Origin of the sequence: Photobacterium kishitanii (assembly GCF_000613045.3) — a bacterium.
Lineage (GTDB): Bacteria > Pseudomonadota > Gammaproteobacteria > Enterobacterales > Vibrionaceae > Photobacterium > Photobacterium kishitanii.
In genome coordinates, this window is the sequence record NZ_LN794354.1 from 19708 (window position 1) to 35613 (window position 15906).

General features: G+C 36.7%; 17 protein-coding genes. 11 read left to right on the forward strand and 6 right to left on the reverse strand.

The features are described 5' to 3' along the window. Window positions 1-164: 164 nt before the first annotated feature. The 6 genes from PPBDW_RS22410 to fliD all read left to right on the forward strand — a co-directional run bounded on the left by PPBDW_RS22410 (window position 165) and on the right by fliD (window position 8168). On the forward strand, window positions 165-1445 hold the full coding sequence (locus PPBDW_RS22410; RefSeq protein WP_036788564.1) for a flagellin N-terminal helical domain-containing protein: 1281 nt from the start codon (window positions 165-167) through the stop codon (window positions 1443-1445). A 137-nt stretch (window positions 1446-1582) separates the two neighbouring features. Further along, the gene (locus tag PPBDW_RS22415) at window positions 1583-3193 is read left to right on the forward strand and encodes a flagellar hook-associated protein FlgK (protein WP_036788567.1); all 1611 of its coding nucleotides are present in this window, start codon (window positions 1583-1585) and stop codon (window positions 3191-3193) included. A gap of 3 nt (window positions 3194-3196) precedes the next feature. After that, window positions 3197-4111, forward strand: a complete 915-nt coding sequence (locus PPBDW_RS22420; protein ID WP_036788570.1) for a hypothetical protein — start codon at window positions 3197-3199, stop codon at window positions 4109-4111. A gap of 79 nt (window positions 4112-4190) precedes the next feature. Further along, on the forward strand, window positions 4191-5516 hold the full coding sequence (locus PPBDW_RS22425; protein ID WP_036788573.1) for a FliI/YscN family ATPase: 1326 nt from the start codon (window positions 4191-4193) through the stop codon (window positions 5514-5516). A 7-nt stretch (window positions 5517-5523) separates the two neighbouring features. Beyond that, on the forward strand, window positions 5524-6048 hold the full coding sequence (locus PPBDW_RS22430; protein WP_036788576.1) for a flagellar export chaperone FliS: 525 nt from the start codon (window positions 5524-5526) through the stop codon (window positions 6046-6048). Between the two features lie 8 nt (window positions 6049-6056). Further along, window positions 6057-8168, forward strand: coding sequence for a flagellar filament capping protein FliD (fliD, locus tag PPBDW_RS22435; RefSeq protein ID WP_036788579.1), 2112 nt, complete (start codon window positions 6057-6059; stop codon window positions 8166-8168). Between the two features lie 40 nt (window positions 8169-8208). Here the strand turns inward: fliD and flhB are convergent, their stop codons facing one another. The 6 genes from flhB to PPBDW_RS22465 are packed head-to-tail and all read right to left on the reverse strand — an operon-like array spanning window position 8209 to window position 12164. Beyond that, the gene (gene flhB, locus PPBDW_RS22440; RefSeq protein ID WP_036788582.1) at window positions 8209-9333 is read right to left on the reverse strand and encodes a flagellar biosynthesis protein FlhB; all 1125 of its coding nucleotides are present in this window, start codon (window positions 9331-9333) and stop codon (window positions 8209-8211) included. A 1-nt stretch (window position 9334) separates the two neighbouring features. Beyond that, window positions 9335-10135, reverse strand: coding sequence for a flagellar biosynthetic protein FliR (gene fliR, locus PPBDW_RS22445; RefSeq protein WP_036788584.1), 801 nt, complete (start codon window positions 10133-10135; stop codon window positions 9335-9337). A gap of 2 nt (window positions 10136-10137) precedes the next feature. Then, on the reverse strand, window positions 10138-10410 hold the full coding sequence (locus tag PPBDW_RS22450) for a flagellar biosynthetic protein FliQ (protein WP_036788587.1): 273 nt from the start codon (window positions 10408-10410) through the stop codon (window positions 10138-10140). 9 nt (window positions 10411-10419) lie between these two features. Continuing rightward, window positions 10420-11166 (reverse strand): flagellar type III secretion system pore protein FliP, encoded by a 747-nt coding sequence (fliP, locus tag PPBDW_RS22455; RefSeq protein ID WP_036788590.1) that lies wholly within the window; start codon window positions 11164-11166, stop codon window positions 10420-10422. After that, complete coding sequence (locus PPBDW_RS22460) at window positions 11156-11467, reverse strand: flagellar biosynthetic protein FliO (RefSeq protein ID WP_036788592.1); 312 nt, start codon at window positions 11465-11467, stop codon at window positions 11156-11158. Before PPBDW_RS22460 ends, fliP begins: the two co-directional genes overlap by 11 nt. After that, the gene (locus PPBDW_RS22465) at window positions 11454-12164 is read right to left on the reverse strand and encodes a FliH/SctL family protein (RefSeq protein WP_036788595.1); all 711 of its coding nucleotides are present in this window, start codon (window positions 12162-12164) and stop codon (window positions 11454-11456) included. The genes PPBDW_RS22460 and PPBDW_RS22465 overlap by 14 nt, the downstream gene beginning before the upstream one ends. Before the next feature lie 79 nt (window positions 12165-12243). Between PPBDW_RS22465 and flgB the strand changes: the two genes are divergently transcribed. From flgB to PPBDW_RS22490, 5 genes are all read left to right on the forward strand, one after another. Further along, window positions 12244-12594, forward strand: coding sequence for a flagellar basal body rod protein FlgB (gene flgB / locus PPBDW_RS22470; RefSeq protein ID WP_036788598.1), 351 nt, complete (start codon window positions 12244-12246; stop codon window positions 12592-12594). 59 nt (window positions 12595-12653) lie between these two features. Then, window positions 12654-13064, forward strand: coding sequence for a flagellar basal body rod protein FlgC (flgC, locus tag PPBDW_RS22475; RefSeq protein WP_036788601.1), 411 nt, complete (start codon window positions 12654-12656; stop codon window positions 13062-13064). A gap of 187 nt (window positions 13065-13251) precedes the next feature. Further along, window positions 13252-13938 carry a flagellar hook assembly protein FlgD gene (locus tag PPBDW_RS22480; protein WP_036788604.1) on the forward strand — a complete coding sequence of 229 codons (687 nt, stop codon included), beginning with the start codon at window positions 13252-13254 and terminating at the stop codon, window positions 13936-13938. A gap of 2 nt (window positions 13939-13940) precedes the next feature. Continuing rightward, on the forward strand, window positions 13941-15137 hold the full coding sequence (locus PPBDW_RS22485) for a flagellar hook protein FlgE (RefSeq protein ID WP_036788607.1): 1197 nt from the start codon (window positions 13941-13943) through the stop codon (window positions 15135-15137). Between the two features lie 30 nt (window positions 15138-15167). Next, window positions 15168-15902 carry a flagellar basal body protein gene (locus PPBDW_RS22490; RefSeq protein ID WP_036788611.1) on the forward strand — a complete coding sequence of 245 codons (735 nt, stop codon included), beginning with the start codon at window positions 15168-15170 and terminating at the stop codon, window positions 15900-15902. Window positions 15903-15906 lie beyond the last annotated feature (4 nt).

Below are 15906 nucleotides of genomic sequence, written 5' to 3' on the forward strand. Positions count from 1 at the left end.
TAGGTGTTTGTATTTAAATGGAAAAATGAGTCATTGGATATGTTGTCAATTTATAATTATATTAACTATCGAATGATTTAGCTTACTGTTTTTTTTGCTTTTTTATTTAAAAACAAATTTATTTTGTCGATATTAAGATAATAATAAAATAACAGGATAAATTCATGTTAAGTGTTAACTTTAACTCTGCATCTCGTAATGCTGTTGATCAAGTTGGGATTGCACAACGTGGCATTTCAAAGGTAATGACTGCGCTATCTACGGGAGAGCGTATTAATAATGCTGCAGATGATGTTGCAGGTAGTGCAATGGCTTCACGGATGCAAGTTCAGTCTAACTCTCTTGATACTGCAGTAACTAATGCTAATATGGGTATTAACCTTATCCAGACAATGGATGGGGCAATGAAAGAGACTGAAACACTTCTTCAGCGCATGACTAAATTGACTGAAATGAGTAAGAATGACGCTTACTCCGCTCAAGATCGCGATATGATGGATCAGGAATTTGGCTCACTGGTTGACGAATTAGATCGAAATTCTCAGTCAGCTAATTATAATGGCATTTCTTTGATTAATAATGCGAGTGATAGTGCTGGCTCTGCTTTATTTAGTAAAGATATTTCAAAAGGCATCACTTTTACTGCTGCTGATGCGACAGCTAAACCTCCTGTTGTTGCTAATAATACGTTAACTTTTAATGTATCTACGGCTCCAATGACTGCTGCAGTTCCTGCCGTTAAAGGTGGAGCTGCTGCTGTGCCAGCAAAACCAGGTACACCGGTACCAATCGCAATCAGTGTCGATTTTGGTACTAAGTCATTATCTGCTAATGAAATTATTGGTACTATTAATAAAGCATTAAAAGCTGCTGGTGCTAATGCAAAAGCGATCCTTAATTCTGATGGCCATTTGAAAATTGATTCAGATGATCGAGTTGATGGAGTAAAACTTGGCGCGTCAACAATTGATACAATTGCAGGTTCAGCCGTAACAGCTAAAACTGGCCTAGGCGCGGGAACAGCGACTGACGGTAAAACTGGCTTCAGTGATATTGTTATTAACGTGGGTAGTTTAGGTAATTCATACGATAATATCGCTCTGAGATCCGTTGATTTGAGCTCTGAAGGCCTAGGACTTAAAGGTGCTTCATTAACTAACTCATCAGATTTAGATAATATTCTTTCTACTCTTAAAACATCTCTTGATACCGTCTCTAAGCAAAGAGCGCGCTTAGGTGCCGCGCAAAAGCGTCTGAGTTTTGCATCAGATAATCTGCATAACGTTAAAAATAATACAGATGCATCATTAAGTAGTATTCAAGATACTGACTATGCCGCGAGTACTATGCAGTTAGCTAAAGAAAAAGTGCTGAACTCAGCATCACAAGCAATGTTAGGACAGTCAAACCAAATGCAAAGCGAAGTGACTCAATTGCTTAAGTAATTTAATATCGACAATATTAATAATAAATGTCATATTATCTTTATAAAAAAACACAGCTATGCTGTGTTTTTTTATAAAGAAATTATAAGAAATAGATAAATTCGATATAATTATATCGAAATAAATGGAGCACCTATATGTCAAACATGATCAATCGAGCACAACAGGCTTTATCAGGCTTCATGTCTGGTGCCTCTGTAGCGTCTAAAAATATTCAGCATGCAGATGATACCAATTTCGCTCGTGAAACGGTAAAATTTACTACCGGCTCTGGTGGTCAATTAATTGTAAATATACAGCGGATGAGTGATTCTTTTTTATCTTCCAGATTAAATATGGCAACATCCAGAAGTGCTGCAGACTCATCTGCTTATGATTTAGCGTCAAAAATTGATAAATTGATCACTGGCTCAACAACGACTGAAAATGGTAAGTATGAAAATTTATTTCAGTCGTCTATAACACAAATGTCTAGTTCATGGGATGGACTATTAGTTGAAGATACGCCATCGACAAGAAAAACAATTATTGCTGATATTGATCAAGTTAGGGTCAACATTAACGATATGGCGCGCTCTCTTCATCAGCAGCAGGACGCAATAAATAGCCAAATTAAAACATCGACTAGCGATGCTAATACGTTATTGAAACAAACCGCTGAATTAAATAATCAAATTTCAAAAACACCACCAGGTAATAGCTTAAATGATTTATTAAATCGCCAAGAATCTTTGGTGCGTGATTTATCAAAACAGCTTGATGTTAACACCCGTTTTGGGAGCGATGGAACCGTTAGAATTGAACTTAAATCTGGTATGACGTTAGTTGATGGTGATAAGTATCGAGACTTGAAGGTTGGTAAATCAGAATTTAGTAATGATTATTCAGTATCTGTGAATGGGAAGATTGTAAGTGATAATCCAGAATTGCTTGGTGGTACCATTGGTGGTCAACTTGAAGTAAGAAGTGGTGCTCTTGCTGAAGCTCAGCGAAAAATAGGACTAATGGCGACGACTATTACTGGCGCCTACAATGAAGCAAATAGAAAAGGTTTTACTGCTGATAATCAGCCAGGCAAAGATTTGTTTGCACCGATTACAGCGGGCGCTTCACCATCTAAAGATAATCTAGGTGATAGTAATCTGCTGATAGCAATTGATCCCAAAGGATATCAGGCATTAACTGCAGATTCTTATACGCTAACAAAAACGCCAACCGGCTTTGAGCTTTATAATAATAGTACTAAAGTTGTTACTTCATCTGCTGACCTACCTATCAAGGTTGATGGCTTGGATATATCATTATCTACCGGCGTTGTAATGACAGGTGATAGCTTTTTAATTGATCCTATGAAAACAGCCGCCGAAAAATTTGAGGTTGTAGGTACAGATAATGACATTGCTATTTCCTCAAAGGCACCGGCTGTTAATGGTGATAATGGGAATGTATCTTCATTTATTAATGTTCGTAATAATAAAATAATGTTTAATGGTTCTTCGACGCTTGCAGAAGGACTTGCTTCTATTTTTGTTGATATCGGCATTAATTCAGCGACTGCATTATCACAAAAGCAAACATCTAGTAGCATTTATAACTCAGCGAATGAAGAGTGGGGAGCATATAGTGGCGTTAATCTAGGTGATGAACGAATTAGCTTATTGGGCTATGAGAAAAATTACCAAGCAGCTTCGAAAATAGTGCAAACTTCTCAAAAACTTTGGTCATCAATTTTAGAAGTAATAGGATAAAATATGAGAATTTCTACTAACTTGTTATTTAGAAATATGGCATCGTCAATATCAAAAAATATGGATCGTACAGTAGAGGCGCAAAATAACACTTACTATAAGATCCATCGAGCAGGCGATAATCCAGCCGCAGAGTCTCAAATAATGCTGCTTCAATCGACGATATCAATAAATGCCTCGTACAGTGAGAGTGCAAAGTATGCTACAACTCTAGCGAACGAAACATCGGCTTCCCTAGATACTTATAAAAAGTCGACAGAAGATTATTTAGCACTAACGGAAAAAGCTATTAACGGAACGACTAATGCCGAGGATAAGCGAGTATTTGCTAAAAATCTAAATGAAATCATTGAACAAGTAGCACTGACAGCAAACTCTAAATCTTATACTGGCGATTATGTATTTGCAGGCAATAATTCAAATAGCCCAGCTTTTTCCTTTACCCGTAATAGCGATGGCAATATTGCTGGATTTAAATACGAAGGTAATGATATTCAAAAAAAGATTGTCATTGGAACGAATTTAAATAGTAAAATATCATACGATGGTAGTAATCTGTTTAGTAATAAAGACGGGGTTTCTATTTTTAGTGGACTTATCGAGCTCAGAGATAAGCTTGAAAAAGGAGAATCATTCTCTCCTGAGGAAGCTACAAAGCTAAAAGCGACAGCTAAATCGTTTAATGATGAAGCCATTGTTAAAACAACAGATATTGCGATTGGCGTTGAACGAATTAATACTTCGATTAAGCGTTATGAATCACTGGATATCAGTTATTCAACCCAACTGTCCATGCTTCAGGATTCAGATTTTGCGCAAGTTACAGTGGATATTGCAAAATTTAAAAATATGACCAAGTCATCGATATCAATAATGCAAACAGTGCTCAAGATGTCGGATGATATTCTTAGTATGTGATTGTATTATTTTTTAAAAAATGAGCGCTTAAAGCGCTCTTTTTTGTTTGATAGTATTAGTGTAATTATTAATTAATCCCATGAAAATAAATAGCAAACTTAACCTTAAGCAACAGCTTAGAAAGGCCATAAAGGCAATTGCAACACAAAGTACTAATAAGAGTTATGGAAGCCTAGAATCAACCAAAGGTTTAGTTATAGAGGCTATTGGTATTAATCAACCTATTGGTTCAAGGTTTTCAATAAAGACCTCAACTGGTGAGGTGATCGCGGATCTTGTTGGTTTTAGTCATAATAAAGCCTCATTGCTGCCAGTAAACTCAACTAAAGGCCTAAGACTAGGGGCTGAAGTTGAAATGATCAGTGAGGAAAGTAGTTTAGCCGTAGGATCACAATTATTAGGTCGTGTAATTAACGCAATAGGTCTTCCGTTAGATGGTTGCGGGCCTATCATATGTGAAAATAGATTACCTCTTGTTAGACAGGGTATTAGCCCTATGGAGAGGGGAATAATCGATGAGCCTCTTGATGTTGGAGTAAGAGCTATTAATGGCCTGCTTACCATCGGCAAAGGTCAGAGAATCGGCTTGTTTGCAGGGACTGGTGTCGGAAAGTCAGTGCTACTTTCTATGATTGCCAAGAATACAACGGCAGATATTGTTGTCATTGGTTTAATTGGTGAACGTGGACGTGAGGTTAAAGAGTTTGTTGAAAAAACACTAAATAAAGAAACCCGCAAGAAAAGCGTCATTGTGGCTTGTCCAGCAGATGAGCCGCCGTTGCTGAGGCTTCAAGGTGCACAAGCCGCAACAACAATTGCTGAGTATTTTAGGGATCAGGGATTAAATGTATTACTAATTATGGACTCTTTAACTCGATTTGCACAAGCTCAACGTGAAGTTGCTTTATCGTTAGGTGAGCCACCTGCAAGTAAGGGCTACCCACCGTCTGTTTTTGCGATGTTGCCGGCTTTAGTAGAAAGAGCAGGAAAGGGAAGTAATGGCGGCTCGATAACCGCTATTTATACAGTGTTGACTGAAGGTGATGATAGCAATGATCCGGTAGCAGACTCTGCGAGGGGGGTGCTTGATGGCCATATTTTTCTATCAAGAACTATTGCCAGTATGGGGGTTTATCCTGCAATTGACGTTAGTGCTTCAATATCTCGAGTGATGACAGAGATTACAGCTCAAAACCATCAACAGGCAGCAATTAAATTTAAACGTATTTATGCTGATTATAATAGTAATCGCGATTTAATAAATGTTGGAGCCTATCAAATGGGTAAAGATTCAAATATTGATATGGCCATTAATTTATACCCCACTATTGAACAATATATAAAACAGAGTCCGATAGAGTCTGTTAATATTGCCGACAGTATTAGCCAACTATACGAAATTTAGAGGATTTATGGTGCAAAAAAATTATGCTGCTAGTCGAGGTTATGGGGGCGGAATTCAAAATAAAATCGGAGGCGCTTCACCACATAAATTAACAGCCTTATTGTACTCTGAAATTGTAAAGTGTTTAAAAGATGCTTTGGTATATCTTGCGCAAATTGATCAATATCGAGGTATCGCTGATAAGCTAACGGAAAACCGAGATAAAACATTTGGGCCTGCAAACCAATCAGCAATAATGAAGCGTGCAAAAGTCATGAGGGAGGTAAATCGATTAACAGCAATTAAGGGCGATGTTTTAACAAAAGTTAATAATATTACTTCTCATTTAAGAAATACATTAAATGACAGTGCTTACCCTGAATTATGCTCAGATCTACGAAAACTCTATGCTTTTATCGAATATAAGAGCACATGTTGTATTATTCGCCATGATGAGCAGGCAGTGAAGGACGCACTTAAAATAGCGATAGAACTACTCAACAGCTGGAATACCATTCCAGTAAAATACCATTATGTAACTAATTCAAGGTAAATAATATTATGAACTTTAGTGTCTCAGGAAATAATAACGGCCAAATAGTTGGTAAAGATGCGTATTACTCAACAAAAACGGACAGAAACGAAGTTGCCGGTGAAATATTAAAGTCTCAAGGTGGTGGTAAAAAGTATGGTTTTGACTCTGGCCTCTTGGTTCAAATGTCTGTTCAGCAACAAATGGGCGGCACTATACCTGAGCTTAAACAAAATATTACCAATGCTAATGTAAAGATTGGAGCTCTAACTTCTTTAACTTCAACCATGAACACTTTTCTTTTACAAACAGTAGAGAAGTTGTCAGATGCATCGTTTCTAAGTGGATTTGATGTCAATGTAAGCGATAAGCTGGCGGCGAGTGCAACGGTTAATGAAGGGGCTAATATAACCAAAGCGACTCAGTACTCGCTCAATGTGACTCAGGTTGCATCTGCTCAGACATTAACAACTGGAGAGTATGATCCATCTCAGCCTATTGGTAAGGGGAGTATGGAGTTTTCACTGGGGTCATATGATAGTGCGGGTAAGTTTTCTGATAACTGGCAAGGCGGTGGTGGCTTAATTAAGGTTGATGAGACGGATACTGTTTCAAGTCTCGCGGATAAGATCAATGATGCCAATATGGGGATTACTGCAACAGTAATTACCACGCCTTCAAATAAACAACGTTTAGCTATCTATTCAAATAAAACGGGTGCTGATCATGCTATTAATATAAAAACAACGAAAGATAGTGCGTTACCTATTAATAATATTGATTCTTTTAATTACAATGGAACTAATACTGCGACATTTACAGAAAAAGTCGGTGCTGATAATTCAAAATTTAGTATTAATGGGATAGATTTTGAATATACCTCAAATGATATAAAAGATGTTATGGGGTTAGACTTAAAAATCACTGGCAAGACGACCACGCCAGCTGCTATCTCTGTCTCTCAAGATACAAACACACTTGTTGGTAATGTGCAGTTCTTTGTCGATAACTTTAATAGTCTTATGGATGTAACATCATTCCTTGGCAACCCATCACCAGGTGAAAAGTTTCAAGGCTCGCTTCATGATTCCAAGGTTCTAAAAGATTTAAAACAATCATTGTCAGATATGGATTTTGAGCTAGCTCAAAATGGCAACTCGTTAGAAGACATTGGTATTAAAACGGATGAAAAAGGATACTTATCATTTGATAGAAATAAATTAGAGAAGTCGCTGAAGGCTAATCCGCAAATTATTAATGATGTGCTTTTGAATAAAAACCATTCCACTACACATGCAATTTCTATAAAAGAAATTGGTAATACTAAAACCGGTGGTTACTATACACAAAACGGTAAATATGATGTTGAAATTACTGAAAAATCAGCACCGGCTAAACTTCATACGGGGAGCGTTAAATACCCAGTAAGTATTAATGCTACTAACAGCACTATCAAAATGACCATTAATGGCATTAAAGTCGATATAAAAATGCAAGAGGGTAAGACATATGATGCCGATCAGCTTGCTCTGGAGATATCTAATCAAATAAACCGTAATGATGCAATGAAATCGAAAGGTGATGGTGTGATCGTGAAGAGCCAATCTGATGGCTCGCTTGAACTCACGTCATCTAAAAATGGTTCTAAATATTCCTTTGAAGTCGATGAAGATAATAAGAGTCTTGGTTTTACAACAACGCTTACAAAAAATATCGGTAAGGATGTTGCGGGTAAGATTAATGGAGTTCATGCGTTAGGCGATGGGGATGCATTATCATCAATGTTTGACAAATCAACCAAAGGCTTAGTGCTGAATATTAGTTCAAATGTTCAAATAGGAAAGCCAGAAACGATTACTATTCAACGCGGGTATTTAACCTCTATTAAAAACTCTATGAGCTATATGATCAACAATGATAAAGGCGTCGTTAAAGCGGCAATTAAGGATTATGAAAAATCACTTGATACCAATAGCTTAGATTCATTAGTATCAAAGCTTGACGCCGCGCAAGATAAATCAGATAAATTAGCCAAACAGTATTGGGGAAAATATTCTCATGTTGAGTCTGCACTATCGCGCTCAAGTTCAATTCAAGATATGTTAGATGTTATGTATTTCCCAGATAAGAAGGATAAATAAGCCATTAATAAAATCCGGCTTATTATGCCGGATTTTATTATTATTTTTCTGATAATTCAGTTGGAACCATGAGATCACTGATAAAACCACTATCAATATGATGAGCTAATTTGTTGTCTAGCCTATTTAAATACGCTAATACTTTTGCTACGGGTACAAAGAGTTCGTATGGAATGGTGTCGCCCTCTTTACCATGAAAAAAAAGCGCACGAGCTAATGGAGGAACCTCAAGAACAGGGATGCGACATTCTGATGCCTTAGCTCTAATGAGCATTGCGACATTGTCTCTACCCATAGATAAAATGACCGGAATTTGATCCTGTCCGTCCTTATATCTTATCGCAACAGAGTAGTGGGTTGGGTTCGTAAGAATAACATCAGCATTAGGAACATTAGAAACTGACTTACGTTGTGAAGCTTCTCGCATTAATTGTCGTAATCGACCCTTTACCTCAGGACTGCCTTCTGCATTCTTATATTCGTCTTTAATTTCCTGCTTGGTCATTTTTAATTGTTTATTATGACTATAACGTTGATATGGGACGTCGATAGCCGTAACAATTAAAAGAATAAGTGCGTATGACATCGCTCCATTTAAAATAATTGCGACCATTAACGACAAAGCGACAGAAATGGAACTCGCATTGTAGAGACTGATAAGCTTAATGATATTGGATGGAAGGAATACCAAACAAAGGCCAGTAACAAGCGTAACTTTTAATATAGACTTAAATAATTCAACTAAAGACTTTGAACTGAATATTTTCTTCAATCCACTAATAGGACTGATATTGCTAAGTTTTGGCATTAATTTAGATAGCGTAAATATCTGCCCACCCAGCATCGATTGAGCAAGATATGCCACAATCGCACACATACAAATAAAGGGCAGTATTGTGATGAATGCTGAACCAATTGATTGCATGATTAGCATTGACATATCTTGCGGTGATTTTAGTGTTTTAAAATCAAAGTACAAAAGATGTCTCATTGAGAATCCCATCTCGTTGGTTAATCTTGCGCCATCAACAGTAAGAAAGAGCACGCCAATAATAAGTATAACCGCGGTGCTTAATTCTTTAGAGCGCGGGACATCTCCTTTTTTACGGGCATCTTTTATTTTTTTTGGCGTTGGCTTTTCTGTTTTGTCTCCTGATTGCGACATATTAGAGTCCTATATTATTGATGATTTGAAAATAATAATCGGATGACACTAAGAATCTTTCGAGCAAGTAAGGCATTATTTGAATTAGTGCTATAACACCACTGATGATCACTAGTGGAAAACCAATAGAAAAAATGTTCAGCGATGGCGCTGAGCGAGTAACGATAGCCATCGCTGCGTTAATCAGTAACGCCACACCAACGCTTGGTATTGATAGCATCATTCCAATAGAAAAGATTTTACCCATCCAGCAAGCGATGTCGAAGTAACTTTTATTTGAAAGAAAATCAGCACTTATCGGCATATCATAGAAACTTTTTATAAATATTCCAATTAAAAATAAAAGCCCCAGTGAGGATAGAAAATACATTTTGCCAACGGTATTAAGAATATTACCAATGACAGAAGATTGTGACCCACTGCCTGGTTCTATCATCTGAGCAAAAGCAAGTTGGATAGCATTTGAGATATTTTGCCCCGCCATTCTTAAGGTGTCGAAAAACCCTTTGCATATTAGTCCAAGAATAAGGCCGATTAGAATCTGCTGAAGTAATGCCGACATTACTGCAGGCGTATATGCATATAATTCCAACTCCTTAGGTACAGGGAGTAATGGCGCAATATATGCACTTAACATAAATACCAATACGCCTTTGATCTTCTTTGGAACGACTGTATCTCCAAAAAATGGAGCAACAGCAATAAAGGCTGAAATCCTAAATAAAACATAAAAGAAACTACTCAAGTTGTGCGGCGAATAAATGCCATACATATATTTAAGTAAAACAGAATAAGCGTCCATACTTAGCTACCAATTACAGCCGGAATACTGGTATATAATCCGATGGTAAAATCAGTTAATTTTCCGATCATCCAAGGCCCCATTACGATTATCATTATAGCTGCGCCAATTAACTTAGGCACGAATGATAAACTGGCTTCGTTTACTTGTGTGACTGCTTGAAATAAAGCAACCACGAGACCAAGGATTAAAGAAACCATTATTATTGGTCCCGCGACAAACGCGACGACCATAAAAGCATTTTGTACTAACAATAAAACGTATTCAGGACCCATAATGCCACCTCAAAAGTAAAAACTTTTAGCTAATGTACTTAGAACTAATGACCAGCCATCAATTAATACGAACAGCATTAATTTTACCGGAACACTAATAATCATCGGTGAAACCATCATCATACCTAGACCCATAAGCGTTGAGGCTACGATTAAGTCAATCACTAGGAATGGAATGAAAATGATAAAGCCAATTTGAAAGGCCGTTTGAAGCTCGGAAGTTAAGTAGGCAATCATAAGAGTAGGTAGCGGTACTTCACTTTTATTATCAACTTTTGTATCAGTCATACTTAGGAATAGATCAATGTCTTTTTTCCTTGTTTGATCCATCATAAATTTTCTAATCGGCTTTTCTACCCTTATAACCAATTCTGTATCAGTGATCTTATTCTCAGAATACGGGTCTATTGCATGCTGTTTTATGTCAGAGAATACAGGGTACATAACAAATAACGTTAGCAGGAGAGCAATGCCGATTAATATTTTATTAGTTGGGTTGGAACTGGTGCCTAATGCTTGTCTTAGTAACGCTAAAACAATCAGAATCCTTGGAAAGGCAGTCATTGTTAGTAAAATTGCAGGAAGCAAGCTAATAACGGTCATACCTGCAAGGATCTGTAAGTTTGTACTATAACTAACGCCACCGGCAGTAGGAACCGATTTAATGAGTTCTATCGTATTATCAGCAGCGATGGCGCTACTGCTGCAACAAAATAGACCTAACATTAATAATGTAAAAACTAATTTATCTTTCATTGTTGTATTCTCTTTCACTTTTTCCAAGCGATTTGATATTGGATATGGAATCCTGAGTTACTCCGAGGAGAAGTCGTTCGCCATCAACATTTACAATCATAAGGCTTGATGATTTACTGATCTTAGTTGTTGTTTCTATTTGGATGATGACTGTCCCCTTTTTAGAGGGCATATCGAGATTGATATTCATAAATTTAAACAGTAAATCTTTATGACGAAGGAGCAAATAACGAATAATGAGTAAACCAATTAAAATCAATACAGTAAGCGTAATACTTCCTGTGTAATTACTTGGATACATTAAATGCATTCCTTATAACATCATCAATTTTTGATGAAAAAGTCGAATCAATTCGCTGTCCTGAGCAACTAACCGAAAATTCACCAGTATTCATTAATGGGTTAATATTTATCACAATATTATCTTTATTCGGCATATATTCAAAATCTGCTGTGCTACATTCAACAATGATATCACTTATATTAATCAGTTCATTAATTGCAGCCAAGACAGCTCGTTCTATCATCTCAGGGGTTGTGGATAATTCAGATAACACGACTTTTTTAGACACCGCTGATACCAGATTTACAAACTCCGCAATAATTGAGTTATCGAAAAAATTATTTTTAGATAAAGATTCTAATTTGGCTGCAATCTCCAGTTTGATTTGGTCACTATCGGCTTCATTAGTAGCCTCTAACTCGCTTGTCATGGTATCCTCAAGCTTCTTTGCATAACCATCCTGATAACCATCCTGATAACCATCCTGATAACCATTATCATAATGGGACGAAGTTTTGTCATCATATCCTTCAATGTCATTTTCTGTATTAATTAAGGTGTTATTAATGATGTTTTCTGGCAGAGGTTCATTATCAAACTCCCCAATCTTATTCGTCACTACATTATTATTGGTATCAGAGGTAGTTGGATGTTCAATAGCTTTGGCTTCATAAAAAGCATCACTGTACTGTACAAATTCAGATGTTTTTGTCATAAAAGGCTTCCAAAAGTTATAGCTTAATGTATATATTCGAATATACAGTAATATTACCTACATTCAAAAAGAGATAGGCATGTTAGACTCAACATTAGGTTTTTTTTCTTCCGCTCTAGCAATAAGAGAGCAACAATTATCTTTAGTATCTGCAAATATTGCAAATAGAGATACGCCTAACTACAAGGCTCGAGATCTTGAGTTCAACGATGTGTTAACTAAGTTATTAAAATCTGAAGAAAATAATAAAAATACAATAATGGGTGATATAAAATTTAGAGGCGAGATTACCCCTAAATTAGATGGAAATACAGTAAATGATGCTTTAGAGACCTCAAAGTTTTCTGAATATACAACAGACTATCAAATGGCTTTAGAAATGTTAACCACAACCAGAGATTCAAGATTAGCCGCAATTAGGGGTAAGTAGAAAATCTACACTATTTTTTGGGTAGTTTAAGTTTATTTATAGATAATTAAAGGAATAAAATGTTAACACTAACCGATGCGATGAATGTGGCGACTAGTGGAATGATCGCTCAGTCAATTCGACTCAATACGGTAGCCAGTAATATGGCAAATGCTGAGTCAGTAGCGGGCTCTGCTGATGAAATATATAAAGCAAAAGTTCCTGTATTTGAGTCAATTTACTTAAATGAAGAATCGAAATCTCAAGGTGTTATTGCATCGAAAATAATAAATAGCGAGGCTCCTGCTTTAGCTATTTATAGTCCAAATCACCCTAAAGCAGATAAAAATGGTTTTATATATAAATCAAACGTTAATAAAATTGAGCAAATAGCTGATATGACTTCTGCACAACAAAGTTTTGAGTCTGATGTTGAAGTACAGAAAGCCGCAAAGCAGCTATTGATGCAGTCAATTAAAGCATTAAAATAATAGTCAATAGGGATGTTATGAGTTATACATATCGCCAGAGTGGTGATTTATTTTATTGTAATTATATGGCTCTGTTATAAAAATATTCTTCGAACTAATTTAAAGTGTTAGTATTATTATCGGTAAATCTCTAGTAATTAATAAGACGCTAATTTTTATTGAGTATATTGAAAGATAAGGAATGATAGTGGTAGACAAAACAACGGGCATAGGCCCAACTTCGATTAATAATGGTTTGACATCTAAACCAGAAAAAAAAGAAGTAAAAGGAGGGGCTGCGCTTAATGATCAATTTATGGCACTTTTTCTCGCTCAAATTCAATCACAAGATCCAACGGAACCAATGAAAAACTCTGAAATGCTGGGTCAGTTAGCTCAGATAACAACAGTAGAACAATTGGAGTTATTTAATAAAAACAGCCAGTTATCTATTCTTGCGAGTATGAGTCAATCAAATATGCAAGCAACCACTTTACAAGGCTCTGATGTTTCGTTTAAAACCGATTCTGTTTATTGGAGTAGTAAAGCAACAGATCTTAATGGTGAGATTGATAATCAAGGTACGATGCACGGACCTCAAGAAATCACGATTACCGATCAGGCTGGTTTGACTGTTAAAAAAATCACAGTGAATGCAGACGAAAATGGATTATACAAATGGCATTGGGATGGTAAAAGCGATACCGGTGCGATGGTAAAAGATGGTGTCTATAAAATTACTGCACATTCAATTGATTCAAAAGCACCATCAAGGGTGCTGGCTCGAGGAATCGTCCAAGAAATTGGCTTTGAACCAATGACTCATGCAGTCCTTGATGGTGGCGCCCAATTTAAAATTGGTGATATGTTTAAAACTAATAGTAAGAGTAAATAATAATGTCTAATTATATGAATAACGCCAAGATGGGTATTGATGCTGCGTCTGCTGCATTGGCTTCATCATCAAATAATATCGTAAACGCTGAAACTATTGGCTATAAATCAGAGAGTGCTAAGTTTCAATCCATTTATGCTGGATCATCTAAAGAAGCTGGTAGTGGTGTTGCTATCGCGGCTATAACACGTAACTTTAATTCTGGCTCATTTATTGTTACGTCTCAAGATACTGATTTAAAGATAACTGGAAAAGGAATGTTTGTTGTTTACAATAAGAGTACTTCACAGATGGAGTATACTCGAAATGGTAATTTTACAATTGATAAAGATGGCCACCTTGTAAATAGTAACCAAAGTAATGTCATGGGTTTTCCTGCCGGACAAACGTCAGGAACACCGACTCCTTTGTCCATTGATAAGACACCATTAAAACCAACGCCTACCGATAATATTAATTTAAACGTCAATTTGGGGCATGTCGATAAACAAGATAAGATGCTAACGACCGTACGTGTTTATGACTCTGTAGGTGCTCAACATGATCTTAATATTGAATTCAATGGTGAAAAACGTAATACTCCAGCTGCCGGTCAAACGCAGTGGAATATCTCGGTTGATCTAGATGGAAAAGCAATAGATAAGTCGAAACTTTCTACTTCAACTATTACATTTAATGCCGATGGTTCGTTAAACACCACTGGTATGCCAAACGGCACTATAAATGTAGATTTAAAAGCGCTTCTTGGAAGTTATGGTGTAAATAATGTGAGTATGAATCTATCGGCTGCGACTAATTTTGATGGTGAGATGAAGGTAAGAAAGGTCGACGGTAATGGTCAGGCATCAGGCGAGTTTGCTAATACTGAAGTTACGGATGACGGTTATATTACCGCTCGATACACTAATGGGAAATCAGTTGAAATTGGTATGGTAGCTCTGGCCGATTTTGAATCCATTGATGGACTGGCAGTAAGTAATACGGGTAATTTTAAACAAACAAAAGCGGCTGGCGCTGTAAATTATGGTGTGAGTGGTACCAGTGGTTTTGGCCGTATTAACTCAGGAGGATTGGAGGGATCGAATGTCGATTCATCGAGTGAATTAGTTAAAATGATTAACTTCCAGCGAGATTATCAAGCCTCAGCAAATGTACTGAAAACAGGTAAGGCACTAGATCAAGCAATCTTAAATATCTAAGAAAAGTACAGCATTTGAGAAATAAGAATAATGGACAGTTCAATATACATTGCAATGAGTGCTGCTAAGCAAGATTTAATGCGAACGGCTATAATTGCACAGAATGTTGCTAATGCGAATACAATCGGTTTTAAAAGTGATCATGCTGAGTTCCAGCCGTTGTTTGCTCAAATGACCAATACCCTAAACAGTGGTGCTTACAGCCAGCTCGACACGATGCAAGTTAACACCCAAAGGGGAACATACCGAACGACGGGACTCAGTAATGATTTATCTGCGAGGGATGGATTCTGGATAGCAGTAAGCTTACCTGATGGCACCGAGGGATATATTTCTACTGCTACCACCCTTACCGATAAAGACGGAATACTACGAACCGCTCAGGGAAATATAGTATTAGGTGATAGAGGAAGAATTAGAATACAAGATGGTAAACCGTATAAATTTACTAGTAATGGTAACGTTACTGTTCGTGATGATGATAATACCGAAGTAATAGATAAACTAAAGATTGTTGCGATAGAGGGTAAAGACTTAATTAAAGGCCCATATGGTGTGCTGACCAGAAAAGATGGTCGCGCTATGACTGCGACCATTGCGGATGGAGCAATCTTGCCTGGTGTATTAGAGAACAGTAATGTTAACTCTATGGTTGCAATGACCGAATCATTAGAAATTGCAAAGTCATATCAAGATCAGATCAATATGATTATGGCTGCAAAAGCATTAGATAAAAATTCTAATTCATTACTTAAGCTAAATTAACAGG

Bases quoted from the DNA above. Each gene is read 5' to 3' on its own strand.
- PPBDW_RS22410 (WP_036788564.1), top strand. From the start codon at position 165: ATGTTAAGTGTTAACTTTAACTCTGCATCTCGTAATGCTGTTGATCAA.
- PPBDW_RS22415 (WP_036788567.1), top strand. From the start codon at position 1,583: ATGTCAAACATGATCAATCGAGCACAACAGGCTTTATCAGGCTTCATG.
- PPBDW_RS22420 (WP_036788570.1), top strand. From the start codon at position 3,197: ATGAGAATTTCTACTAACTTGTTATTTAGAAATATGGCATCGTCAATA.
- PPBDW_RS22425 (WP_036788573.1), top strand. From the start codon at position 4,191: ATGAAAATAAATAGCAAACTTAACCTTAAGCAACAGCTTAGAAAGGCC.
- PPBDW_RS22430 (WP_036788576.1), top strand. From the start codon at position 5,524: ATGGTGCAAAAAAATTATGCTGCTAGTCGAGGTTATGGGGGCGGAATT.
- fliD (WP_036788579.1), top strand. From the start codon at position 6,057: ATGAACTTTAGTGTCTCAGGAAATAATAACGGCCAAATAGTTGGTAAA.
- flhB (WP_036788582.1), bottom strand. From the start codon at position 9,333: ATGTCGCAATCAGGAGACAAAACAGAAAAGCCAACGCCAAAAAAAATA.
- fliR (WP_036788584.1), bottom strand. From the start codon at position 10,135: ATGGACGCTTATTCTGTTTTACTTAAATATATGTATGGCATTTATTCG.
- PPBDW_RS22450 (WP_036788587.1), bottom strand. From the start codon at position 10,410: ATGGGTCCTGAATACGTTTTATTGTTAGTACAAAATGCTTTTATGGTC.
- fliP (WP_036788590.1), bottom strand. From the start codon at position 11,166: ATGAAAGATAAATTAGTTTTTACATTATTAATGTTAGGTCTATTTTGT.
- PPBDW_RS22460 (WP_036788592.1), bottom strand. From the start codon at position 11,467: ATGTATCCAAGTAATTACACAGGAAGTATTACGCTTACTGTATTGATT.
- PPBDW_RS22465 (WP_036788595.1), bottom strand. From the start codon at position 12,164: ATGACAAAAACATCTGAATTTGTACAGTACAGTGATGCTTTTTATGAA.
- flgB (WP_036788598.1), top strand. From the start codon at position 12,244: ATGTTAGACTCAACATTAGGTTTTTTTTCTTCCGCTCTAGCAATAAGA.
- flgC (WP_036788601.1), top strand. From the start codon at position 12,654: ATGTTAACACTAACCGATGCGATGAATGTGGCGACTAGTGGAATGATC.
- PPBDW_RS22485 (WP_036788607.1), top strand. From the start codon at position 13,941: ATGTCTAATTATATGAATAACGCCAAGATGGGTATTGATGCTGCGTCT.
- PPBDW_RS22490 (WP_036788611.1), top strand. From the start codon at position 15,168: ATGGACAGTTCAATATACATTGCAATGAGTGCTGCTAAGCAAGATTTA.